The following is a 22,298-nucleotide window of genomic DNA, read 5'->3' as shown; positions in this document are numbered from 1 at the left end:
AGGTGCGCACATGCGCAGGTGTGCATGTGCGCAAATCCAACAAGGCGCGGTTATTCGCGGCCACGGCGCCCATCCTCCGTGAAGTCGGCTTCGCGCACTTCGTAGCCCGCGTCCTTGAACGCTTGCAGCACGATGAAGCGTTTGGTCTTGTTGCGGGTCCTCTTTTTGTCGAGGGCCTCAAGGAGGTAGACGGGTACCATCACAGAGAGCTTACCTTCTTCCGCCCGGGTTTGTTTCTTCGGGGCGCGTTCCTTGCGTGGGGTGAGCGCGGTGACATTGTCAGTGGTCGGTGTTGAAGCGGGCGCGAGTGGAGCGTCGGACGGTTTGGTGAGGGATCCGACGTCGTTCTTGTCGGCGACATGATCCACGGCGGCGGCCATGGCGTCGAAGTCGGGCATCGGCTTCTTGGCGAGTGCGGATTTGAATCGGTTGGGTTGGGTCGTGGTCATGCCGCTTCTTTCTTTGGCGGTTGGATGGCGGTGTCTTCGTCGGTCAACGCGGTTTCGATCTCGGCGAAGAGGGCGTCGAGCTCGTCCACGGCCTTGGTGATGGCGGGCCGGGTTTGGTCAGCGAAGTGGGGTGGTAGACCGGTTCCGAAGATTTCCTTGTAGGCGGCGCGGTGGAAGATGAGCCTGTTGAAGCGGGGCAACTGCGCCTGGATCAGCTCGTCGAGGAGCGCGTTTTCAAAGGCACCCCTCAACGGCTGCACGTTGTTGACGAGCAGGCGGTGGATGATCGGTTTGTGTACGCGGGTTTGGATGTCGAGCAACTGGTCATGGATGCGGTTGGCTTCCACGATGTCGGGTTCGCTGAGTTGGACGGGGGTGATGGTGAGGGTCGCAAACACCGCGAGGTGGAGCATTTCGCGGGTGAGCTGGCCGGCAAGGTCGATGAGGACGAAATCTGCGGGATGGGACCAGAGGCCTTTTGCGAAGTCCGAGAGGTTTTCTTTGGGAGGAAGTTGGACCGTGAGGTTGGTCGTTGCGGTCGGCGCGGCCTTCTCCGTGTACCAACGCCACAGCGTTTGGGATTGGTCGAAGTCGATAATGTGGACGCTGTAGCCTTTAGAGAGGAGCGCCCCCGCGATGGCGAGGCAGGTGGTGGACTTCCCTGCCCCACCCTTGGGCGAGGCGAAGGCGATGATGGTGGGCGGTGTGGTGTCAGTCATGGGCTGATAGTGCGTACGCGGACGGTCCTGGTCAACGTATACCGCTTCCATACTGTGCATTCATCGTGAGGGGGTGTGGCAATCGGAACAAGTGCGCACCTGCGCAGGCGCGCAGGAGAGGACAAGCGCACGAGAGCAAGAGCGCATATGCGCATGTCCAAAAAGCCAAGGAAAGCGCGCCTATCAAATGATGCGCACATGCGCAGGTGCGCAGGTGCGCAGAAGCGGAGATGCGCAGGAACGCAGGTGCGCACGTCCACATGTGTAAGTGTGCAAGAACGCAGGTGCGCACGTGCGCAGCAGCGCAGGTGAGGACGTGAGTAGGTGGGGAGGAGCGCACTTGCGCACAAGCACAAGAACGCACAAGCGCAGGTGCGGAGATGCGCAGAATCGCACGAGCGTACCTGCGCACATGCGCATGTAGAAAAACGGCGCGCGGCGAAGGTTTGAAGCGGGGTAGCGGGGGGTAGCGGGCGGTAAGAGCGGGGTACTTGGAAATGATTCCGAGGCTTCCGCGCCGATAGGTAAACATTTGCTCACATCAGCGATGAGGAGCAAATGAGCGGCGACCGCCATGCGGTTTTGAAAAAGTTTTCGATGCTGAAGGTGGGGTCGGGATCGACGCGGCGCGTCGATTTCAAGGGCAATCGCGCCCGCCTCAACCTGCGCATCGAACCGGACGTCGCCTTCAATCTTCACATCGTGAAACTCGCCACCGGCGAGAACAAGAACAGCTTCTGCGAGCGGGTGCTGGCGGAGGCCATTGCCGAGAAAGTGAAGGAACTGAGGTCGAGGTATGATGATGCGGCGTGGCAGGCCCTGGCGGATTGCGCGAAAAAAAGAAAGCGGTGAAGGCTGGGTCCCGCACGCGGTGTCGGCGTTCGGGGTGGCGGTGAGCCTGGGCCTTGTCGTGGTCTCGGCGCTTCTCAATTTCCGCATGGGTTACCGGAGCGCTGACACTGAATTCGATGGCCTGGTGTACGGCGCCGGTGCGGCGTTAGGCGATGGCCTGAAGGCGATCTCACCGTTCATGGCCTTCTGGGGGTTCAGGCAACGGGACTGGATGGCGGTCGGCTGGGCGATGGCGCTTTTTACCGCGCTGACGTCGTACTCCTTCACGGCTGCCCTGGGATTCGCGGCCGAGCACCGGGCGGCGAAAGCGGCGCTGGCCCTCGGGGACATCGAGCATCATCAAGATGCGCGCAAGGAAATGGACCGCGTGATCGCAAGGCTTGATGAACTTGGGCCTCAGCGAACCCCCGGTGAGGTGGAAAGCGCCATCGACGCGCTGATGAAAAAACCCGTCGGTCGCTGGACGGTGGCGGACGTGTCGGCGAAGTGCACGTTGAACCGGATTTCCACACGGAAGGCATGCGCCGACATCGGGGCGCTGGAAGGGGAACTCGCAAGGGCGCGGGAGGCGGTGAGTCTCAGCCGGTCGGCGGAAATTCTTCGCCGGCAGTTGTCCAAGGAAACGGCGGTGGCCAAATCGGCGGACCCTCAGGTCGATGCACTGCAGCGCGCGGCCGAGGTGGTCTATGTCGCGGTGAGCAAGGACGACATTTCCTACGTGCTGTCGTTCCTTCTTGCGCTGTTCATTGAGCTTGGAAGCGGTGTCGGGCTTTACGTGGCGACGACGCCGTGGCGGGCGCGGGGGAAGGACGCGGGGACACCGGGAAATGGCGGGCCGGGGGAGGTCGTGGCGCTGAAGGCGCTCGGTGAAGTGGAAGCGTATGTGCTCGACCAGTTGGATGTGGACCCGGCGGCGGAGGCCGCGATTGGCGAGATTTATCTGGATTACCTGGTGTGGTGTCGGGTGAAGGGCTTCAGCGCGTACGGGCGCGTGGAGTTCGGGAAGAAGTTTGCGGAATTGGCGCGTGAGGCGGGCATGCGCCATCTCCTCCGGAACCGGAGCGAAGTCTACCAGCAGGTGAAGCTGATTGGCCGTTAGGGAGTGATGATGGAAGCGGAAAAGGATGTCGCTGTGGCGGAAGCTCGAAACCGTAGCGAGATTAAGCGGCAGCGACTGATGCTGGTCGGTCCACCGGAGAAACCGATGGAGCGGCTCTCGGCCGCCATCTTGGGGGCGATGACAGCGGGGCGGAAGTACGATGTGAGTTATCCCATGGTGGGCGTTGTGGGTGGGGGGGTGCTCAGTCACCGGACGTCGTCGCTGGCCCGCGAGGAGTTCTGGGTGCGGGATGCGAAGGGGCGTTGGCAGGAGCTTCTCGCGTTGTTCAATAATCCGATGGTGAAGGTGCGGCGCTGCCTGAAGGCCGGGCCCGGGGGGCAGTTCCTGATGGAGGTGAGGGAGCAGGCGTATTGGCCGGCAGGTGATGGAGAGCTTGATTTCGAAGCCAACCTTGGGGAGGCGCATCGCCTGGTTGCGCTGCAGGCGTGTATGGAAGATCCCTTCGCGGTCATTGACATGGTCGATGACGTGGTGAGGGAAGCATTGACGGCGGCGTATGCGTTACATCCACATGGCGCGGCTTTCCTTGCGGAAGTGGGTACGTACTATCGTTGGGGCGCGCGCTAAATCAGGCAGGCGCTGGGGGGAGGCTCAGCGAAAGAGATCGCCCTGCCGCCATTTGTACAGGGCTTGCGTGTACCGCGGATGATCCGCATCACGATCAAGCCATGAAAGGACAAAAGCGACGGCGCCGCCTGCCGCTTTCAAGTCATCCTCGTCGAGCTCATGGACGTGATAGCCATCCTCGCAGAAGGGGAGCGGGGCGCCGCGCGGGTGGACCACGCGGATCATAAGCTTTGACCAGCCATCGATCTTCCAGTCGGGGATGTGGTCCACCTGGCAGGTGACGTCCCGCCAGGTGATGGTGGTGGTTTCACGCGGCCGCATCGTAGGCAACCTCCGCTTTGGAAAAGGACGCGAGATAGCGCGCGGCTTCCGACGCTTTCGCCGCCGCGGTGAAGATCGCGCGGTTGTCCTCCTTCAAGACCTGGATCCAATTCTGGATGTAGGCGGCATGGTCCGGCCGGGGGGAAGGCGTGACCCCGAGTTCGGCCGCGAGAAACGCCGCCGTGAATTCGGCACAACATTCCTCAAGGGCGTAGGCGTTGTCCCCGAACCGCTTTCCGAACTCTCGGTGCAGGCGCTTTTCATGGCCAGTCCAATGGGCAAGTTCGTGGAGTTCCACGCAGGCGAAGGCTTCCCTCCGCTGGAGCGCATCGCCGGTGAAGCGGTCCTCGTCGGGCATCGTGATGCTGTCGGACGCCCGCGAATAGAATGCACGGTCACCGCCGATTTTCACCATGGCGCCGGTCGCCTTGACGAAGGCCTCGACCGCGGCAAGGCGTTCGATGGGTGGTTTGGGTTCTGGTGCATCCGGAAGGGCGAAGCCGTCGACCTGACTGCAATGGAACACCCAACTCGCCTTGGCGACACGGCGGAGTCCATCGTCCCCTTCCACGTCGGGGTCGGGGTCGCCATGATACTCCTTGTAGAATATGACCAGCGTCGCCTTCTCACCCTTCCTCACCTGGGCGTCGATGGAGGCCCATTGCTTATACGAAGCCCACAGCCCTTCGCCCGGGTAGTGCTTCAGCTCGGAAACGGCCCACAACTGCAATACGTTGATGCCGTTGTAGTGCCTTCCCGTGACGGCGTTCTTCGGCAGGAAGCCGAAGGATGAGCCTCCGCGCTGCCACGGCAGGATGACCTCGCCGGCGCCGTTGTCGATGGCAGCGATGATGTGGTCGGTCACGGTCTGGTGGATGTCGTGGGTGGAGGTCTTCTTCATGGCGCCACCTCCCACACGCGGCAGGGGACGATGGCGTCGACGCCACGGCCGGCACCGGAATGTCCGTGGTGGAACATCCAACACGAGACGCTGCGCGTGAGGCCGGTGTCGATCAACAGGTCTTTGAAGAAGACGTCGGCCCTGCCCCCGGAGTGGCTCATGGTGCCAATGTCGTGGAGGTGGAAAGTTCCCCCGTGGGCGAGCTGAACCCTGTCGTGGAGAACCGCACCGATGCGGCGGACCTCGCCGTTGAGGAGGACGCAGTAGTCGCCCACCAAGGGCTTCATCAGCGTGGCGCGCCATTTGATGGCGAAACCGAGGATGGACGCGTCCTTCTCGTCGAAGACGATGTCGTCGGTGACGGGGACGATCGTGGGTACTGTGAGGTGTTCGAAGGCGAGTGTATTCATCCCGCGACCTCCTCGTAGACGCGGCAGGGGATGAGGGCGTGGACTGCGTTATTCCCGCGCCGGATGTCGTGGTGGAAGAACCAGCAACGGCCGGTGCGTTCCTCACCAATCCGCTGGCGTAGCCGCGCGAGCGGAATCGCGGGATCGAGCCCGCCCGAGTAGTCCATGGCTCCGGTCGCATCGAGATAGAACGACGAACTGATGCCCTTCATCGTGACCTGGATGCTGTCGCCCCAATGGTGCGTGAAGCGGCGCTCGTCGCCAGTTTTCAAAATGCAGAAGTCGCCGACGCGCGGTCCGCTGATCTTGCTTCGGCGCGCCAGCCTTTCGGCAAGGATAGCGCTGTCGGTGTTGTCGAGATGTGGATTGCTCATCTCTCTCCTCCTCTTTGGCAGAGGCGGGCGCATCAGGCGCGCCGCCTGCGCCGGAGGAAGCCGAGGCCGCAAGGGCCCCCGCACCCGAAGGGCGCGGCGCAGCCGCGAGGGTTCATCCCTTGAGGGGAAGGCGGACCGGCTTAGGCGCATCGGGCGGCGGCGCGCCCCCGCTCCTCTCGACCACCATGTTCGAAAATCAGAAAATCCCCGGAAACCACGCTCATCTGCGAGGTTACGAAGACCGGGGTTGATTCATCCGGATAACTGGTCAATACGCGCCCATGCGCGTTGCCGGGGGAGGGGGATTCCGGCGACAATCGGCGCCAAGACAACGGGGACCAACATGAACGCCGTCGAAATCGAGGTTGCGGTATCGGAGCTGGCGGCGCAGCCCTATGCGCGCGCGGATTTTCCGTACCAATTCCTCACTGCCTTTGGTTTCAAGGAGACCACCGTCAGCAAGCTGCGTGCAACGGCTGCCAACACCTCCGACATTGAGAATGGCGTGCTGCTGCGCACCAACATCCATCTTGCGACTGCCGATGCGGGCAAGGCCAATGACGTTCTGGCTGCCCTGAAAACGTCGCCGAAGACCCTGAAGGGCAAGGTCAAGTTCATCCTCGCCACCGACGGCGAGATGATCGAGGCGGAAGAACTGGCAACAGGCGAACCGCTGTCGTGCCGCTACACCGACCTGCCGGACCACTTCGGGTTCTTCCTTCCTCTCGCCGGCATCTCCACCGTGGCGGAGATCAAGGACAACCCCATCGACATCCGCGCCACCGCGCGCCTCAACAAGCTCTACCTGGAACTCCTCAAGGACAACAAGGACTGGGCCACCGACAAGAAGCGCCCCGCGCTCAACCAGTTCATGGCCAGACTGATCTTCTGCTTCTTTGCGGAGGATACTGGCATCTTCAATCACGCCGGCATGTTCACCGAATGCCTGCGCCAGATGAGCGAAGCCTCATCTTCCAACACCCACGAGGTGATCGAGGAACTCTTCCGCGCCATGAACACAGCGCCGGAGGCGAGGAAAGCCGCCAACCTCAAACGCTGGGCCGAACCTTTTCCCTACGTCAACGGCGGCCTCTTCGCCGACGACATCGGCTGCCCGAAATTTTCGAAGATCGCGCGCTCGTACCTCCTCCGCGCCGGCGACCTGCACTGGGAACAGATTAACCCGGACATTTTCGGCTCGATGATCCAGGCCGTGGCCGACGACGATGAGCGCGGCTCCCTCGGCATGCACTACACCAGCGTGCCCAACATCCTGAAAGTCCTCGACCCGCTGTTTCTCGACGACCTGCGCCAGCAGCTGGAGGAAGCGGAAGACAACCCGCGCAAGCTCCTGAACCTCCGGAAGCGCATCGCCAACATCCGTGTGTTCGACCCGGCCTGCGGCTCCGGCAACTTCCTCGTCATCGCCTACCAGAAGATGCGGGAGATCGAAGCCGACATCATCAAGCGCCGGAAAGATGAAGACAAGAAGAGCTGGATCAAGCTCACCAACTTCTACGGCATTGAGATCAAGACTTTTGCGGCGGAGATCGCCCGATTAGCTCTGCTCGTCGCGGAGTTTCAGGAGAATGTAAAGCACATCGGACAGAGGGAAGCTTGTCTCGACGTTCTGCCACTCCACCAAACGGGTAAAATCATTAACGACAATGCGTTGGGAGTTGATTGGAAGGAGGTATGCCCGCCCCTCTCAAATTGCAAGGTCGTCGAAGAAGATCTTGCTGGGCCAACTGGCCGAATGTCTTTTGACGGTGAACCGCAGGGCCAAACATTTATATGCGGAAATCCCCCATACATGGGCCGCAAATTCCAATCTGACGAACAGAAGGATGAGTTGAAGTCGGCGTTTGCGGGGCGGTCGAAAGATACGCTCTCGCTAGACTATGTCACGGGATGGTTTGCGAAGGCAGCCGACTATATTGTTGGCAGCAATGCCGAGTCCGCTTTCGTGACGACTAATTCGATTTGCCAAGGAATACAGGTTTCAGCGCTCTGGCCTGCGCTTTTCGGCATCGGAGTGCGAATCTCTTTTGCCTATGTGTCGTTCAAATGGAGCAACCTTGCTTCAAACAAAGCGGGAGTGACGGTTTGCATCGTGGGACTCACCTCAAATTTTCAAAAAAGACGGAAGATTTTTGAAGCGGGCGAGAATGACGAGATTACGGTTCGGGACGTTTCGAACGTCAACCCTTACTTGATTGCAGGCCCGGACATCTATGTGGCTCCAAGGTCCAATGTGCCGGATGACCGGACCGCGATGCAATTTGGCAATCATCCCTACTATGCGAATGCACTGATGCTCACCCAAGGTGAAGCGAGAGAATTCCTGCGACAGAATCCGGAGGCGGAAGGTTTTGTTCGGCCGCTTTATGGATCGAAGGAGTTTATCGGTGGGCTGGCTCGGGCGTGTATCTGGATCACCTCTGCGAATCTGGATGCCGCCATGAGCATTCCGGAGATACGAAAACGGGTGGAGCAGGTGCGGCATGATCGGGGAGAAGTAAAAAAGGATGCTCAGGCGCAAAAGCTGGTGGCCACGCCGTACCGTTTTCGGGACCAATATGAAGCCAAGAGCGGCTTGATCGTGGTTCCAATCGTGAGTTCTGAGGAACGAGCATATTTACCGGTCGGGGTCGCGGAGGCGAGGGCCATTGTCCATAACAAGGCCTTCGCGCTTTATGATGCCCCTTTATGGAATCTTGCGCTGATTGCGTCTCGGCTTCATTGTTTATGGATTGGAACTGTGTGCGTTCGGCTTGAGATGCGGTTTTCTTATTCCAACACCCTCGGCTGGAACACCTTCCCCGTCCCCCAGCTTACCGAAACCGACAAAGCCGACCTCACCCGCTGCGCGGAAGACATCCTCCTCGCGCGCGAAGCGCACTTCCCCAAAACCATCGCCGACGTTTACGACCCCGACGAAATGCCTGCCGACCTGCGCGCCGCCCACGATCGCAACGACGAAACCCTTGAGCGCATTTACATCGGCCGCCGCTTCCGCAACGACACCGAACGGCTGGAAAAGTTGTTCGACATGTACACCAAGATGACCAAGGATGAGGTCAAGACGAAAAAAGCCGGTACCCGGAAGAACGGGAAGCCGGCGGAAGAGGGGGAAGGGGCATGACCGCGAAGATGACGCCGCCGTCGGTGTCGATGCAGTACGGGCAGACCGGTGCATCCACGCGCATGAACGAGATGGGCATGCGCACCATGCAGGAACGCGCGTACAAAAAGCGCGGCGAGCAATACCTTCTCATCAAGTCGCCGCCCGCCTCCGGCAAATCCCGCGCGCTGATGTTCATCGCGCTCGACAAGCTCAACAACCAGGGCATCAAGCAGGCCATTATTGCCGTGCCCGAGCGCTCCATCGGAGGCAGCTTTGCCGATGCCGATCTCACCAAACACGGCTTCTTCGCCGACTGGCGCGTGAAACCCCAGTGGAACCTTTGCAACGTCGCCGGCGTGGATGACAGCCGCATCGCCAAGTCCAAAGTGAAAGCCGTCGGGGAATTTCTCAAGAGTGAGGACCAGGTGCTGGTCTGCACGCACGCCACCTTGAGGTTCGCCATAGAGGAGCTGGGCATCCAAGCTTTCGACGGACGCCTCATCGCCATCGACGAATTCCACCACGTGTCCGCCGACGGCGACAACGTCCTCGGCCGTCAGCTTTCAGAACTGATCGCCCGCGACAAGACCCACATCGTGGCGATGACCGGCTCTTACTTCCGGGGCGACGCCTCGCCGGTGCTCTCCCCAGCCGACGAAGCCAAGTTCGAGCCGGTCACCTACACCTACTACGAACAGCTCAACGGCTACCGCTACATGAAGTCCCTGGACCTCGGGTATTTCTTCTACACCGGCTCCTACCTTGACGCCGTGGAGAAGGTGCTCGACCCCGACAAGAAGACCATCGTCCACATCCCGAACGTCAACGCCCGCGAAAGCACCAAGGACAAGCTTCGCGAGGCCGACGAGATCATGCAAAGCCTTGGGACGTGGGAGGGCAAGGAAGAATCCACGGGGTTCGACATCATTAAGCGTCCCAACGGCAAAGTCCTCAAGGTGGCGAACCTGGTGGACGACGATGCCGCCCACCGGGACAAGGTGGTGGCGGCCCTGAAGGATCCCGCGACCAACAAGGACCGTGACCGGGTTGACATCATCCTCGCGCTCGGCATGGCCAAGGAAGGCTTCGACTGGATTTGGTGCGAGCACGCCCTCACCATCGGTTACCGCAACAGCCTCACCGAAATCATCCAGATCATCGGCCGTGCCACGCGGGATGCGCCGGGGAAAACCCGCGCCCGCTTCACCAACCTCATCGCCGAGCCCGACGCCGGCGAAGACGCGGTCATCGATGCGGTGAACGACACCTTGAAGGCCATCGCCGCGAGCCTGCTGATGGAACAGGTGCTGGCGCCGAGGTTCAATTTCACGCCGAAGGACCAGGGGAAGCAGGACGGTTACGACTACGGCGAGAACGGCTACCGGGAAGGCGGCAAGAACATCGGTTTCAATCCGGAGACCGGCCAGTTCCACGTCGAGCTGAAAGGCCTGGCGGAACCGGAAAGCGCGGAAGCCAGGCGCATCTGCGAGGAAGACCTCAACGAGGTCATCACCGCCTTCGTGCAGGATGCCCGCACCGTCGCCAAGGGCCTGTTCGACGAGGAGGCCGCCCCGCAGGAACTGACTCAAGTGAGGATGGGCAAGATCATCAGCGACAGATACCCCGAGCTTAGCGAAAACGACCAGGAAGCCATCCGCGAGCGCGCCGTCGCCGCCTTCAACCTTATCCAACAGGCCCACAAGCAGATCACCGGCGACGGGAAGGATGACACCCCGACCGCCAACACCGCCCTGATCGATGGCGTGCGCCGCTTTGCCCTCGACGTGCGCGAACTCGACATCGACCTCATCGACAGCAAGAACCCGTTCGAGGCCGCGTACAATCTGCTCGCCAAGACCATGGACCCGGAACTCCTGCGCCAGGTGAAGGAGGCCATTTCGGCGCGGAAGACCCAGCTCACCCCGCAGGAAGCGCGGGAACTCGCGGTCCGCGCGGTGATGTTCGCGCGGGAGCGCGGCAAGCCGCCGGTCATCACCTCGGCCGACGCCTGGGAGAAGAAACTCGCGGAAGCGGCCTTGGCCTTCCAGCGCTACAAGTCGGAGGGGGCCTATGGCTGACATCACCGACGACGACATCCTTTCCGAGCTCGGCCTTGATGCCGCGCCGAAGAAGGAAAGCAAATACAGCCCGGAAGAGGCCCGCATCATCGCGGGCTTCGAGGACATCCTGCGCTTCGCGGAGGAACACGGCCATAAACCCGAACATGGCGAAGACAAGGACATCTTCGAACGCCTCTACGCCGTGCGCCTTGACCGCATCCGCGGCAACGCCGCCTACCGGGAACTGGTGAAGCCCCTCGACACGCATCGTCTTCTTTATGGCGCGGAGGATGACGTGTTGCCCGATGTCGAAAACCTTGACGACGATGCGCTGCTCGCGGAACTCGGCATGGACGTGCCCCGGGAAGGCAGCATCACGAACCTCACCCATGTGAAGCCCCGCGCCGACATCCAGGCGGCGGAAGATGTGGCCAACCGCATGGCCTGCAAGGATTTCGGGAAATTCAAGCCGCTGTTCGAAGCGGTGCGCGCCGACCTCGACACCGGCAAGCGGGAGACCCGGCCCTTCGGAAAGGATGCCGCCATCGAGAAAGGCGAGTTCTTCATCCTGTCGGGGCAAATGGCCTATGTGGCGAACGTCGGCGCGGAGGAACGCCGCACCAAGGATGCGCGCCCCGACCGCCGCCTGCGGGTGATTTTCGACAACGCCACCGAGAGCGACCTGCTGATGCGCTCCTTGCAGCGCGCGCTGTACAAGGACGAAAGTGGCCGCCGCATCATCGATCCGAATCCTGGCCCGCTCTTCGGCGGCAAGGCCGAAACCGATGACAGCGAATCCGGCACGATCTACGTGCTGCGGAGCAAGTCCGACCTTCCCCTGATCGCGCAGGGAAGGGACTCCATCCATAAGATCGGTGTCACCGGCGGCGATGTGGAAGCCCGTATCGCCAATGCCGAACAAGACCCCACCTTCCTCTTTGCGGCCGTTGAGGTCGTGGCCACCTACAAGCTCTTCAACATCAACCGCGCGAAGCTTGAGAACGTCCTGCACCGGTTTTTCTCGAGGGCACGGCTGGATTTCGAAATCCCCGACCGGTTCGGCAACAAGGTCAAACCGCGCGAATGGTTCCTGGTGCCCATCACCGCGATCGATGAGACGGTGAAGCATATCCGGGAGGGAACGATCGGGAGCTATTTGTACGATCCCAAGAGTGCCGACCTGAAGAGGGTGTGACCGGCACCGGAAAACAAATGGGGGGAAAATGGCCGGGGAACGCATCCTGCATCTGACGCTGCATCGCGAGTTTTTTGAACAGATCGCGGAGGGGGTGAAGCGCGAGGAATACCGCAACAGGACCGACTATTGGAAAACTCGCCTCGAAGGCCGTGATTACGACATCATCCGCTTCCGCAACGGGTACAGCTCTACGGCGCCTGAAATGGATGTGGAATGGAAGGGCCTCAATGCCCGCAGGAAGGATTGCTACGCGATAAGGCTCGGCAGGGTCCTCAACCTCAAGCATTGGCCCGCTTGACCGGGAGGACGGGAATGGAGGCGGAGCCGAAACGCAAGGTGGCGCAAGCGGAATGCTTCGAGTGTCACGAGATCTGGCCGAAGAATGAGATGACGCCGACCTTTGCGGTCTCCAGCACGCGCACGTCGATCTGCCGACGTGGGAGCATGAGCGCCAGCACCACGAAATCCCGGGTGTGGCGTTGCCCGAATTGCCAGCGCAGGATCGACGAGGCGTGGGAGAAGCGGTCCGCGGCGCTTGCGGGCTTCATGGGGCAGGCGTTGAAGATTGGCGCGGTGTTCGGAGTGCTCTATGCCGTGAAGGTCTATCTGTTCCCGCATCTCCATTCGGCGACGCTCACCCACATCGGCGCGATGCTGTTTCGCCATCATATTTGAGGGGGCGAACGTCCGGGCCGGGGCGGCTCCATGGGTGAGACGGAGCCGGGTCAGCGGCTTGGTGATTCGACGAAGTCCGGGGTGTGGAGAACGCCGGTGATCCCGGTGGACAGCGGAGCAGCGCGCGGGATGTGATGGGCGGGATGCAGCGATGGAGGGGGCGATGAACCGGTATCTGGTGGCGGGCGCCGTATTGGCGTTAGCGGGGGCGCTCTTTGTTATCGGCGGTTATCATGGACAGCAAACGGTGGCGGAGATGCTCAATGAGCGGTCCGTGCTGGCGGGCGTCGTATTGGTTTCTATAGGGGGACTGCTCTTGGGTTTTGGATTCGTGAGCCGACGAATTTAGCGCAAAGGCAGTGTTTTTGGTTGCCATCTGGGGTTCTTCTGGGGTCAGCTCATCGGATGGATGGACATTTTCTGGTGTGGCTGGCGCTGGCGCTCGTCGTCGCCGTGTGTGTGTGGCTGGTTCGCGCGCTTGTGCGGAGCAAAGTAGCGAACGAGGTGGCCGATCCCAGGAAGCAGTTGGGGTTTGTGGAGAAGGTCGCGTTCGAGGCACGGCCGTTGCTGAACCGGGGCGAATTCCAGGTGCTGGTGGTCCTCGAAGAGGCGTTACAAGGCGTGGGCAGCAGTCACCGCGTGATGGCGCAAACGTGTTTCGGCGAATTCCTGAAATTGAAGAAGGGCGAGAAGACGGCGGACGCGGAGCGTGCCTACCGTTCGATCAACAGCAAGCGTGCGGATTTTGTGATCATCGACGCGGCGGGCTACCCTGTCGTTGTGGTCGAATATCAAGGTTCCGGCCACTATCAGGGGACGGCGCATCTGAGGGACGCCGTCAAAAAGGAAGCGTGCCGTTCGGCCGGTGTTGCGTTGCTGGAGGTCATGCCGGATTTCGTGAAAACCGAACTTGCGGTGGCGGTGCGGGGCATTCTGGCTCGAGGGGGAAAACGTCGGGCGACCCTGTAAGGCAGAAACAACAAGGGCTGTTCGCGGGCAGAAGACGAATAAGAAGGGGGCCGGCCGAGGCCGCCACGCATGATCGCCTATTGATCGAGAGGGGACACGGAAATTGAAGCCGTCGCGGTCGCGGTCCTTGCGGCAACAGTCAAGTGGCGGTGGGGCACGGCCACGATTTTTAATGTAAGACGCTGAACGAAAATGATTTGGTCCTCGAAGTGTGGAAAAGCGCGCAGCCGATGAGGATGAGGGCGGCAAAGCCGTGGCGGAAGGCGTGAAGCTCTTGCCATAAGAGACATTTGGATGAGGTTTCCGTGTAGGCGGCAATGGCGGCGTATTCTTCTTTGAAAACGGCACGATTAAAAAGCAAGCGCGGTAGCATTGCACGCGGCAGCACCGCACCCCATACTGACGCCGTGAGTTCCGACGCCGGCCTTCTGGAACGCGTTCGCGTTGCCCTTGAAAATCAGATGAGGTCTGATCCGTCGGCGTGGAAGGATATCTCTCCAAAGGTCTTCGAGGAAATTGTGAGCGGCTGCGTGGTTGCGCTCGAGAATGTCGCACATCCGGAGGCAATGTTTGGGACAACAATTATCGACCCGGTAAGTGGGCTTGAATTGCCACCTAAGGCCGAATTGTTGTTTCAGGATCGGGCAAAGAAGTACGGCCGCAGGATTTCAATTGAGGAATTTATTGCAGGCGAAAAATGGCACGCCTATCGCGAGGCGGGGTTGCTTTATTCTGAGTTCATCCGGAATGCCGACGAGCCGCTTTATAAGGCGATCAATGACAGGGCCCGCCGTGTGGGCTCCGTGATGAAGGACTACCTGGGTCAGCTCGGTATCCTTTCTCGCGGTGTCGTATCGAATCCTCCGCCGGAACTTCTGCGCCAAGCTCGGTTGATCAAGGCTGCGCTTGTTGGACTCGAAAGAACGCGGTCGAAAGAAAAAACGCAGGAAGGGGACGAATTGGCGAAATAGGACAAGGCGATCGGAGACATCATTCAAAAATCGTAACTCACATTCGACCTACGACCGCGAATCAGGCAATACTAAATGCAGGCTCGAACCAGGAGGTTCATCATGGCCCGTTCAGGTGGTATTGCGCGCGTTTTGTCATTAGCCGTTGTCTTCGGCACTGCCGGAACGTCGGCACAAGCGTTTGAAATGAAGTCCCTGTCGCATTTTGAGCAGGCAGGCACGCACCTGATGGATTTTGAGAAGGCATTATCTGTTCTAGAAAGAATTGAGGAAGTCTTCGCGAAATTCACGGCCCGTGTTACGGTCGACGTTATCTTTGAATTTGGGAAGAAGCTTATCGGGTTTCTGAATGGGAAATCGGCTACTCCGCCTGACTGTCCCCGGCTTGACGATGTCTTGCCGCAAGCCGAAGCCGTTCCTGAGGCGTTAAAACTGCAGTTGGAAAGCGCGCTCGGTGAATTGCGTGCAATGATTGCGGATTTGCAAGAGCGGTCGCGTGCCTATCGCACATGCGGAGTTGGCATGAGCCGTCGCGCGGACGGTACCTGCTGGGACCATGCGCGATGAACCGGGAAAGCGAGAAGGATCATCTTTGGCTGTCATCGTTCGCGTCGCGGTATGCGGAGGGACAACTGGCGGAATTGCGGAACCGTATTGTGCTCCACATCTGCGCCGTTGCGCGGGAGCATGAAGCCGCGAGATCGGCGCACGGGAAGGCCGTGTCCAAGGCTTTGAGGGATATTTGCCGTACCATAAGGTCCGAAAGGCTGTGACAGTGGGGCGGCGCTGTCACGCCGCCCTTGATTTTTGAATACTTTCGGCATACATATTCCGCCTACTGACGAAAGCAAACCTCCTTGAAAATCAGCCTTGCGCTCGACGCCTCGACCGCCCTCAACTGGGCGGAGTCGAAGGACCGCGCGCTCATCCACGAAAACCTCCTCACCAATTCCGAAGTGCTGGCCGGGGAGATCATCAACGCGCGTTCGCCCGAAGAGCGGATGTGGTTCATGAACGACCTCGCCTGGGTGTACCGCCGGCTTGCGGTTTGTGACATGCTGGCGGCGCGGGACGTGGAGCGCAGGATGGACGACGAAGAGAATCGGTCGAAGTACGTGAGCTTCACGCTCGAAAAGATGGCGGACATGCTGGAGGAAGCGAACATGTCGCCTGCGGCCGGCATGGATAGGCATTACCTGGTGATTGCGAAGGCCTTTGCGATGCGCCTTGGCGAAGAGAAGGTGGATGGGTGGTTCACCGACGGGCCGTGGGGCGGCCTCGGCCGTCTCTCCGGCACTGTTGCGGCGATGGACATCGACACCGCATTGAGGGAACGGCACGCGTTCCCTGAGCTTATCAAGATGGCGCGCATGATCCCGCCGGGCCAAGGCGTGGATGAGGAAAAGATCGAGTCGCAGATTTTCCGCGATGGGCTTCGGTTGTTTCGCCGCCATCAGGGCCTTGAGAAATACCCTCACGAAAAATGAGTTGGACCGCTCTTTTCATCCCGATGCCCGGGCCGAAACTCTGCCTCGAATTGCGGCTTGAACCGGCACTCGACAACATGGCCGAGCACATCAACCAAGCGATCCATTCGGATCGCGATGCCGCATGCGCTTATGTGCTCCGAGCGAAGACGTATGCTGATGAGGCGGCGTTTCCGTTTGAGCGGCGCCATCATCGGATGCCGATCGGCGCTTCATTCCGAGTAGGATACTATGGAGGCCTCAGGATGCTGGCGTCTCTGATAGCCTGCAATGCAGATTATGTCGGTGGGCGCAACCGATATGACATGGCTCAGGTGGTGTGGTCGGCACGGGGGCTTGCGTCGCGTTTGGCGCCGATGGCGAAGAAGCCGCAAAACAGCCCTTTCCAGGTCGCTTATTGGCAATTCGTTTCCAAGCTCCCCAAGGAAAGTCACAGGCGTTGAGCCGCGTGGATGAGTGGGTTTTCTTTGACGATATTGGCCGTGAGGCCTATCGCCGTTGGCAAAAGCGCGAGGAGGTGAAGGAAGACGCCGTGCGAAAGGAGCACAACCGCTTGGTCATCGAAAACCATGATCCTGAAATGGAGCTCATGATTGCGGCCTTGGAAGAGGGTTGGCGCGAAGAACGGTAATGCGCAAGCGTGGTTCAATTACCAAGCCCATCTAATTGCGTGGACATTTAGGTAACAAAATCGCTTTCGGTGTGTCCTTGCCCTGGTGATGCCGGAAAGTCGGCAACATTTCGCCAATACTGGTTAACAGAAATTAAGCATCCAATTTGTCGAGTTTTTTGGCGGCCGCATCGCGGCCGTTCGCATCTTTATTGTCTCGCGTGGAGAATGCCCGTGCCCTACGTGTCGCCCACCCCATCGGACGTTGCTATCGCCAATGTCCTCATGAAAAAGACCGTCGAGGGCAAGGATATGCGCTACAAGAAAATTCATCTTTCATCGAAATTCAGAAAAACGGCTGAGGATGGTCTATCCGTTTTGGTGGAATCGCTCGGGGGCAGCAAGATCCAGCCAACCCTCACGGACGAAACGCACACGGCGCTGGCATGGAAAATAGCTGCCTATGTTGCCAATGCCCGTCCTGCAAACGACGTCAACTTTCATAACGATATGGCACGAGTGGGATATTTTCTTGCCCTTAATCCGGATCTCATTACCGGCCGGGCGGGATTGTCCGCCATCTTGAAGCAGTCGCTAAGGGAAAAGCGGCGGTCTCGCCGCAACGCCGCGCGCAATCCGAACTTTCTCGAGCACATCCAACAGTGGCGCGGCATGTCGGTTGGCAAGTCTTTTCCTATTGTTTGGCGCTCATCGGAACCCGGCTATTATGCTGAGCGCTTGACGTATGACAATCTAGTTGCGCTCGGCATGCCTTCTCAGGATTCCAGGCGTGCTGGTTTGGCGCATTTTCATTCCTTGGAAGAATTGCGGCGCGGCCGGATGAACATCTACCTGTTGCGTCGGGACACGACCCCGCTGGTCTATTTCATTGTGCTGGGTGCTGATCTCATAGACGTTTATCATCACCAGCCGTTCAACGAGCGATCCTGGCAGAAGCTTGCGGATGCCTTCGTTGCCGTCAGTAGGGGGTCTGGCCTCATCAAGCTGCGGCCTCAAGAGCAAAGCCGCCTTGCGCCATATATCGTGTCGGATTCCACAACAGCGATTTGCGAGTGAGCGTGTTTTGACTGGCGCTGTTAGTGCTCGGGCGGATAGGTTGTTGGAACGGTTTAAATCTGGCGCATTGGGGAGTGAACGAAACTTAGGCGGCATTCAACGATGAATACGCGGTGGCTGCCTTAGCAGTCCCATAGGCGATAAACACCCTCGGCCGTCTGGCGTGACCGCCAGCCACAACATATCGCCAAGGAAACGGTAGCGGGTGATGACCGCGCCGGAATTCATAGCGGTCGTCCGGGACAAAATTGTTGTCGCGCAGGTAACGGTCGAACCATGCCGCGCCACGGCAAAACGGTTCAAGCTTGGGGTCGATGCGGAGGGGTCCGCATAACATGGCGGTCGCCGTCAACGCAGCGACGAAGGTTTTCAGCACGGGCACGCGACGTGTAGGCACGCGTGTGTTGTTCGCAAATGGACGTGAAAGATCCGGCGTGGATAGCGGTGCGGGATGATGCGGAGCGGAAGTAGCAGAAACGACGCCGTCGCGAACAGCAGGAGATTGATGAACGGATGCCTGTTGCAGGGAAAGCTCATCGGCGTCTCCGCTTCCTGAAGATGCCTCCCCGCGCATGCACCTTGAGGGCTTTGACGGCGATCCTTCTTTTGACGCCGGTAAGGGACCGCAGGAACTGCCCGCTAAGCTGGTTGCGCCAGTAGTGATGTCCGGCAGACGCCTTGAGGCTGCGGCCCTTCATCAACCGCCAGATGTTGGACCAATACTTCATGCGCCCCATGGGCAGGATGGGCTCGTACTTGGAGGCGCCAAGGCCAAGCTGGTGCTCCAAGCGACCGAATTCGCGGATGACGTCGGTGTTATCCGAGCGGATGATGTGGGAGAGGAGCGTGAAGACGGTGGCGTGGTCGACAACGAGGCCATGCGGGGCCTTTGCCCGGCGCACGAAGGCGGGTAGCATGTCGTGGAAGCCGGCCGCCATGTCCTTGACGCGCGGCGCCCATCCTTCCCACTGCGTGTCTTCGGCGGCGAACACCGGTTCCACGCCCGTGGGCGTTTCCTCGAGGGCGATGGTTGATGGTTCCGGCGCGGAGAACAGGAATTCCGCGATTTCCACGCAATCGAACACCAGCTGCCAGTTCTCGAACGGGATGCCGTAGCTGAAGAACATGGCGTTGTGCTTGGCGTCCCTGGGCTCGTATTCCTTGCGGGTGCCGAAGTAGAGCCAGTTCCATTGTCGGGTTTCCGGGGTGGCGTGCCACAGGACGGAAGCGACCGTGCCACCCCAGCCGATGTCGGCCACCGCGACGCGGGAGGGATCGCGCAGCAGGTCGTGCTGTTCGAGGTAGCTGTAAAGCAGCGGGCGGGCGGTGCGCGAGATCTCGGCCAGGTCGTCCTTCGCTGCGTGGAAGAAGTCGACGAGCTCTTCCCGGGCGATGTCCTTGCCGACGATGGGGTCGCCGTGGAAATCTTTCGCGGCGCGCTGGAGCAGGGCATCGACGCCGTCGCCCAGGCGCCGGATGTAATCGGAAACCGGGGCGCTGACGCCGGAACAAAGCTGGTAGAGGACGATTTCGGACCTTGTGTCGAGACCGGCCCTGAGGGCGACGGCACGCGACAGGTGCACATAGGGCGTGGCGACGGCGCCGTCTCCGTAAAGCGCATGAAAGGCCTCGCGCGGCATGCGGCCGTCGCGGGCGGCGAAGGCAACGCGGTCGCAACCCGCCGCTTGGGCTTCGCCGTGGATCCATCGGGCGAAGCCAACCATCAGCGGTGTGACGATATATCGGCCGATGTCGGGCCAAAAGGAACCGACCCCGTCGCTGACGAGGGAATCGCGGATGACGCTTGCAACAGACGAGCTGTGGTGGGAGCCGTTGGACTCCAGTGCCCGCGTGAGGTCCGCCAAGTGATGGTTGTCACCGCTGCGAGGAAGTTTGTTGGCGACGAGGACGCTGCGGATGCCGAGGGCGGCGGGGGCATGGAAATCGGCGTGGGGGTTGTCGCCGAAGTGGAGGATGTCGCGGAATTGCACGTTGTGGCGCGACGCCAGGAGGCGGAATGCCGAGCCGTCGCCCTTCACCACGTCATCGGCCGAGGAGACGATGAGGTCGTCCACCGCGAGGCGGTGCGTGGCCAGGAGGCTCGCGATGAAGGGCTTCGGAAGGTACATGTCGGAGACGGCGACCACTTTCTTCCCCGCCGCGCGCGCCAGGGACAGCCACACCGTGACGTCGGTGCGGGGGTAGAGGCTGTCCCGTTCGAAGGCGAGTTCCCGGTCGATGGGATGGGGAAGCTGCTCATAGATCTGGGCGAGCGTGACGTCGCGTTGGGTGTGGTGTCGGATGCGGGCGCGCGCTTCGGCAAAGCGCCGGTCGCGGCCGAAGAACGGCGTTTGCGATGAGCAGCCCAGGGCGTCGAACAGATGGGTCGGTTCGGCATAGGGGCGCCGCAGCAAGGTGTCAAAGACGTCGAAGGACACGAGGGAGCTGCGTGCGATGGCTTCTTCGATGGTGCAGTGGAACGAGCGCTCAAGCACGTTGGGAGGCGTGGACGGATCAGGGTTGCGGCTGCGGGTGGACATGGATACGCGTCCTCGGACAAAGCGGGTGGCTAGGTGGTGCGCAGGTATTTGCTGTCGTGGGCGCGGCATCGCGCGAGGGTGACGTAGGCGGTGACGGCGTCGGCGAGGTTGCCGCGACGGAGGGCGTCTTTCCCGGCGCGGGTGATGAGGTCGTAGCGGATGCGGCGGGCGTCCCCGAGATAGCGGTCGCGGGCAAGGTGCGGGATGACGCGCGCGGCGTCGGCGGGGAGCGGGGCGTGGGCGCCGGAGGCCAGCAGCTCGATGGCTTCGTAGGCAAGGGCGAGTTTGCGGATGACCGGATGGTAGGTGGTGGATTGCAATTCCCGGTAGGAGAGCGCCGCGATGTCGGCGGTGGCGGGATCCATGCGTCGGGCGGCGCGTTCCCTGGCGGACAGCAGGGCAAGATCGCGGTTGAATGCCTGGCGCACTTTGTGGACGCGCGACACCTGGTGGGGATGGGTTCGGACGTGGAGCAGGCACGCGTCCATGTTGGAGACGGCGCCGGTTTCGGAAAGCCTCAGCCAGAGGTCGAAGTCCTCCGCGTAGGTGAAACTTTCGCGGTAGCCGCCGACGGCAAGGACGTCCGCGCGCCTGAGGATGACGGAAGGGTGGGCGATCGCGCAGCGGCCGCGTGTGTAGAGTTCTTCGCGAAGGCCACCGGGCGTGGTCGGGAAGGCGCTCCGTTTGGCGGAAGTTCCGTCGTCACTCATGGTTGTGACTTGGGTACCGGCCGCTGCGAGATGGGGATGGGCGTCCATCCATGAGATTTGCGCGGAAAGCCGGCCCGGGAGCGAGATGTCGTCGGCGTCCATGCGTGCGGCGTAGACGCTGGTGCTGGCGGCGAGGCCCCGGTTCAGCGCGGCCGCGATGCCCGATGGCGATTGGCGGATGATCTTGGTGCGTGCGCCACATAGATGAGGGCTCGCTACCTGCTGCCAATCGTCGGTCGATCCGTCATCGACGATGATGAGCACGCCGAGCGCGGGTTCGGCGAGGATGCTTTGCAGGGCGGGAACGATGAAGCGCGCCGCATTGCGTATCGGCATGATGACATCGGCGGTCAATGTCACAGCGGCGCTCCTTCGTCTGTGGTGGGCGGGCTGCGGAGGGTGTCGACGAAGCCCCGGGTCTGGAATTTGTCGCGGTTGGGGTAGGGGCGGCCGAGCAGTGCGGTGAGGAGCCTTCGTTTCAGGGTTTTGAGGCGCTTTGCGTTGGTGAGCGCCATGGTTTTTCCATGCGCGCTGTAGTGGAGGATGACGGATTCGGGCGTGGCGTATTCGGGGTCGCGGGCGATGAACCGCTTGTGGATGTTGTTGATCGAAAGCCCATCGGTCACGCCGAGGGCCAGCATCAGGATCTGTTCGTCGTCGGTCTGGACGCTCGTGCGCTTGTATTGGGCGCAAAGGGTCGACCAGTTCTCGATGAGGGTCTTGGCGGGAGCGGTTTGCTTGAAGGCGATGATGCGGGAGGACGGCAGGACCCGCAGGCGCGATTTGTTGCTGCCGTAGTTGAATTTGAAGCGGGCCCAGAGGCAGAGGGACATGTCGCCTTCAAAGCGCGCGGCATCGGCGATGTCGCCGGAGATCACGCAGTCGATGTCCATGAGGATGATGGTCTTGCCGGGGTTGTCGCTCATCGCGCGGGAGACGATCATCGGCTTGAGGAGGATGGCATTCTCCCAGGCCGAGGCGGGAACGTCGTAGAGCATGTGGGGAACACCGTGGGCGACGAGGTTCTGGGAAAACGCGATGGCCAGCGGTTCATAGTCGGGGGTGAAAAAGCCGGTGACGATGGCGTCGTTCCATCGTGGGTCATCGACATGGTGGGTGATCATGTGGGCTCCGGGTGTTGGAACATTTGGCGTGCCGTGG

24 protein-coding genes are annotated in these 22,298 nt (G+C 60.8%); 15 read left to right on the top strand and 9 right to left on the bottom strand.

All coding sequences use genetic code 11. The features are described from left to right. Positions 1-50: 50 nt before the first annotated feature. Positions 51-449, bottom strand: a complete 399-nt coding sequence (locus RLW41_RS02840; RefSeq protein WP_414463407.1) for a hypothetical protein — start codon at positions 447-449, stop codon at positions 51-53. Then, complete coding sequence (locus RLW41_RS02835) at positions 446-1,168, bottom strand: division plane positioning ATPase MipZ (protein ID WP_414463406.1); 723 nt, start codon at positions 1,166-1,168, stop codon at positions 446-448. Before RLW41_RS02835 ends, RLW41_RS02840 begins: the two co-directional genes overlap by 4 nt. A 558-nt stretch (positions 1,169-1,726) precedes the next feature. Between RLW41_RS02835 and RLW41_RS02830 the strand changes: the two genes are divergently transcribed. The 3 genes from RLW41_RS02830 to RLW41_RS02820 are packed head-to-tail and all read left to right on the top strand — an operon-like array spanning position 1,727 to position 3,707. Then, entirely contained in the window at positions 1,727-2,020 is a 294-nt protein-coding gene (locus RLW41_RS02830; RefSeq protein ID WP_414463405.1) for a hypothetical protein, read from the top strand. After that, positions 1,965-3,119 carry a hypothetical protein gene (locus RLW41_RS02825; protein WP_414463404.1) on the top strand — a complete coding sequence of 385 codons (1,155 nt, stop codon included), beginning with the start codon at positions 1,965-1,967 and terminating at the stop codon, positions 3,117-3,119. Before RLW41_RS02830 ends, RLW41_RS02825 begins: the two co-directional genes overlap by 56 nt. 6 nt (positions 3,120-3,125) lie before the next feature. Further along, positions 3,126-3,707, top strand: coding sequence for a hypothetical protein (locus tag RLW41_RS02820; protein WP_414463403.1), 582 nt, complete (start codon positions 3,126-3,128; stop codon positions 3,705-3,707). Between the two features lie 24 nt (positions 3,708-3,731). Here RLW41_RS02820 and RLW41_RS02815 read toward each other — a convergent pair whose 3' ends face one another. From RLW41_RS02815 to RLW41_RS02800, 4 genes are read right to left on the bottom strand one after another with little or no spacing between them, the layout of a single operon-like run. Beyond that, positions 3,732-4,028 (bottom strand): hypothetical protein, encoded by a 297-nt coding sequence (locus RLW41_RS02815; protein WP_414463402.1) that lies wholly within the window; start codon positions 4,026-4,028, stop codon positions 3,732-3,734. Beyond that, complete coding sequence (locus RLW41_RS02810; protein ID WP_414463401.1) at positions 4,015-4,929, bottom strand: ArdC family protein; 915 nt, start codon at positions 4,927-4,929, stop codon at positions 4,015-4,017. Before RLW41_RS02810 ends, RLW41_RS02815 begins: the two co-directional genes overlap by 14 nt. Beyond that, positions 4,926-5,339 (bottom strand): hypothetical protein, encoded by a 414-nt coding sequence (locus RLW41_RS02805; protein WP_414463400.1) that lies wholly within the window; start codon positions 5,337-5,339, stop codon positions 4,926-4,928. The genes RLW41_RS02810 and RLW41_RS02805 overlap by 4 nt, the downstream gene beginning before the upstream one ends. After that, entirely contained in the window at positions 5,336-5,713 is a 378-nt protein-coding gene (locus RLW41_RS02800) for a hypothetical protein (RefSeq protein WP_414463399.1), read from the bottom strand. The genes RLW41_RS02805 and RLW41_RS02800 overlap by 4 nt, the downstream gene beginning before the upstream one ends. Before the next feature lie 343 nt (positions 5,714-6,056). Between RLW41_RS02800 and RLW41_RS02795 the strand changes: the two genes are divergently transcribed. The 12 genes from RLW41_RS02795 (at position 6,057) to RLW41_RS02740 (ending at position 17,887) form a co-directional block, all read left to right on the top strand. Next, positions 6,057-8,858 carry a class I SAM-dependent DNA methyltransferase gene (locus RLW41_RS02795; RefSeq protein ID WP_414463398.1) on the top strand — a complete coding sequence of 934 codons (2,802 nt, stop codon included), beginning with the start codon at positions 6,057-6,059 and terminating at the stop codon, positions 8,856-8,858. Beyond that, positions 8,855-10,918 carry a DEAD/DEAH box helicase gene (locus RLW41_RS02790; RefSeq protein WP_414463397.1) on the top strand — a complete coding sequence of 688 codons (2,064 nt, stop codon included), beginning with the start codon at positions 8,855-8,857 and terminating at the stop codon, positions 10,916-10,918. Before RLW41_RS02795 ends, RLW41_RS02790 begins: the two co-directional genes overlap by 4 nt. Further along, entirely contained in the window at positions 10,911-12,095 is a 1,185-nt protein-coding gene (locus RLW41_RS02785) for a GIY-YIG nuclease family protein (protein WP_414463396.1), read from the top strand. Before RLW41_RS02790 ends, RLW41_RS02785 begins: the two co-directional genes overlap by 8 nt. A gap of 28 nt (positions 12,096-12,123) precedes the next feature. Next, complete coding sequence (locus RLW41_RS02780; protein WP_414463395.1) at positions 12,124-12,396, top strand: ASCH domain-containing protein; 273 nt, start codon at positions 12,124-12,126, stop codon at positions 12,394-12,396. 89 nt (positions 12,397-12,485) lie between these two features. Further along, positions 12,486-12,773 (top strand): hypothetical protein, encoded by a 288-nt coding sequence (locus RLW41_RS02775; protein WP_414463394.1) that lies wholly within the window; start codon positions 12,486-12,488, stop codon positions 12,771-12,773. Between the two features lie 163 nt (positions 12,774-12,936). Then, positions 12,937-13,122, top strand: coding sequence for a hypothetical protein (locus tag RLW41_RS02770; RefSeq protein ID WP_414463393.1), 186 nt, complete (start codon positions 12,937-12,939; stop codon positions 13,120-13,122). 56 nt (positions 13,123-13,178) lie between these two features. Continuing rightward, a complete protein-coding gene (locus RLW41_RS02765; RefSeq protein ID WP_414463392.1) occupies positions 13,179-13,742 on the top strand; it encodes a DUF2726 domain-containing protein in 564 nt (187 codons plus the stop codon). A gap of 317 nt (positions 13,743-14,059) precedes the next feature. Then, positions 14,060-14,713: a hypothetical protein gene (locus RLW41_RS02760; RefSeq protein WP_414463391.1), complete on the top strand. Its 654-nt coding sequence runs from the start codon at positions 14,060-14,062 to the stop codon at positions 14,711-14,713. Between the two features lie 102 nt (positions 14,714-14,815). Further along, positions 14,816-15,280 (top strand): hypothetical protein, encoded by a 465-nt coding sequence (locus RLW41_RS02755; RefSeq protein ID WP_414463390.1) that lies wholly within the window; start codon positions 14,816-14,818, stop codon positions 15,278-15,280. 290 nt (positions 15,281-15,570) lie between these two features. Further along, positions 15,571-16,200 (top strand): hypothetical protein, encoded by a 630-nt coding sequence (locus RLW41_RS02750; protein ID WP_414463389.1) that lies wholly within the window; start codon positions 15,571-15,573, stop codon positions 16,198-16,200. 319 nt (positions 16,201-16,519) lie between these two features. Next, positions 16,520-16,831: a hypothetical protein gene (locus RLW41_RS02745; RefSeq protein ID WP_414463388.1), complete on the top strand. Its 312-nt coding sequence runs from the start codon at positions 16,520-16,522 to the stop codon at positions 16,829-16,831. A gap of 213 nt (positions 16,832-17,044) precedes the next feature. Then, entirely contained in the window at positions 17,045-17,887 is an 843-nt protein-coding gene (locus RLW41_RS02740; protein WP_414463387.1) for a hypothetical protein, read from the top strand. A 533-nt stretch (positions 17,888-18,420) separates the two neighbouring features. On the opposite strand, the gene RLW41_RS02735 is transcribed toward RLW41_RS02740, so the two are convergent. The 3 genes from RLW41_RS02735 to RLW41_RS02725 are packed head-to-tail and all read right to left on the bottom strand — an operon-like array spanning position 18,421 to position 22,261. Then, a complete protein-coding gene (locus RLW41_RS02735) occupies positions 18,421-20,427 on the bottom strand; it encodes a hypothetical protein (RefSeq protein ID WP_414463386.1) in 2,007 nt (668 codons plus the stop codon). A 29-nt stretch (positions 20,428-20,456) separates the two neighbouring features. Next, positions 20,457-21,497 (bottom strand): glycosyltransferase, encoded by a 1,041-nt coding sequence (locus RLW41_RS02730; protein ID WP_414463385.1) that lies wholly within the window; start codon positions 21,495-21,497, stop codon positions 20,457-20,459. Beyond that, positions 21,494-22,261: a hypothetical protein gene (locus tag RLW41_RS02725; RefSeq protein WP_414463384.1), complete on the bottom strand. Its 768-nt coding sequence runs from the start codon at positions 22,259-22,261 to the stop codon at positions 21,494-21,496. The genes RLW41_RS02730 and RLW41_RS02725 overlap by 4 nt, the downstream gene beginning before the upstream one ends. Between the last annotated feature and the right edge of the window lie 37 nt (positions 22,262-22,298).

The organism is Hyphomicrobium sp. DY-1, assembly GCF_047497105.1.
Lineage (GTDB): Bacteria > Pseudomonadota > Alphaproteobacteria > Rhizobiales > Hyphomicrobiaceae > Hyphomicrobium_B.
This window is presented reverse-complemented; position numbering and strand designations above follow the sequence as displayed.

Bases quoted from the DNA above. Each gene is read 5' to 3' on its own strand.
- RLW41_RS02830 (WP_414463405.1), top strand. From the start codon at position 1,727: ATGAGCGGCGACCGCCATGCGGTTTTGAAAAAGTTTTCGATGCTGAAG.
- RLW41_RS02815 (WP_414463402.1), bottom strand. From the start codon at position 4,028: ATGCGGCCGCGTGAAACCACCACCATCACCTGGCGGGACGTCACCTGC.
- RLW41_RS02810 (WP_414463401.1), bottom strand. From the start codon at position 4,929: ATGAAGAAGACCTCCACCCACGACATCCACCAGACCGTGACCGACCAC.
- RLW41_RS02805 (WP_414463400.1), bottom strand. From the start codon at position 5,339: ATGAATACACTCGCCTTCGAACACCTCACAGTACCCACGATCGTCCCC.
- RLW41_RS02835 (WP_414463406.1), bottom strand. From the start codon at position 1,168: ATGACTGACACCACACCGCCCACCATCATCGCCTTCGCCTCGCCCAAG.
- RLW41_RS02800 (WP_414463399.1), bottom strand. From the start codon at position 5,713: ATGAGCAATCCACATCTCGACAACACCGACAGCGCTATCCTTGCCGAA.
- RLW41_RS02775 (WP_414463394.1), top strand. From the start codon at position 12,486: ATGACGCCGACCTTTGCGGTCTCCAGCACGCGCACGTCGATCTGCCGA.
- RLW41_RS02770 (WP_414463393.1), top strand. From the start codon at position 12,937: ATGAACCGGTATCTGGTGGCGGGCGCCGTATTGGCGTTAGCGGGGGCG.
- RLW41_RS02725 (WP_414463384.1), bottom strand. From the start codon at position 22,261: ATGATCACCCACCATGTCGATGACCCACGATGGAACGACGCCATCGTC.
- RLW41_RS02825 (WP_414463404.1), top strand. From the start codon at position 1,965: ATGATGATGCGGCGTGGCAGGCCCTGGCGGATTGCGCGAAAAAAAGAA.
- RLW41_RS02785 (WP_414463396.1), top strand. From the start codon at position 10,911: ATGGCTGACATCACCGACGACGACATCCTTTCCGAGCTCGGCCTTGAT.
- RLW41_RS02735 (WP_414463386.1), bottom strand. From the start codon at position 20,427: ATGTCCACCCGCAGCCGCAACCCTGATCCGTCCACGCCTCCCAACGTG.
- RLW41_RS02760 (WP_414463391.1), top strand. From the start codon at position 14,060: ATGGCGGCGTATTCTTCTTTGAAAACGGCACGATTAAAAAGCAAGCGC.
- RLW41_RS02840 (WP_414463407.1), bottom strand. From the start codon at position 449: ATGACCACGACCCAACCCAACCGATTCAAATCCGCACTCGCCAAGAAG.
- RLW41_RS02820 (WP_414463403.1), top strand. From the start codon at position 3,126: ATGATGGAAGCGGAAAAGGATGTCGCTGTGGCGGAAGCTCGAAACCGT.
- RLW41_RS02790 (WP_414463397.1), top strand. From the start codon at position 8,855: ATGACCGCGAAGATGACGCCGCCGTCGGTGTCGATGCAGTACGGGCAG.
- RLW41_RS02780 (WP_414463395.1), top strand. From the start codon at position 12,124: ATGGCCGGGGAACGCATCCTGCATCTGACGCTGCATCGCGAGTTTTTT.
- RLW41_RS02755 (WP_414463390.1), top strand. From the start codon at position 14,816: ATGGCCCGTTCAGGTGGTATTGCGCGCGTTTTGTCATTAGCCGTTGTC.
- RLW41_RS02795 (WP_414463398.1), top strand. From the start codon at position 6,057: ATGAACGCCGTCGAAATCGAGGTTGCGGTATCGGAGCTGGCGGCGCAG.
- RLW41_RS02765 (WP_414463392.1), top strand. From the start codon at position 13,179: ATGGATGGACATTTTCTGGTGTGGCTGGCGCTGGCGCTCGTCGTCGCC.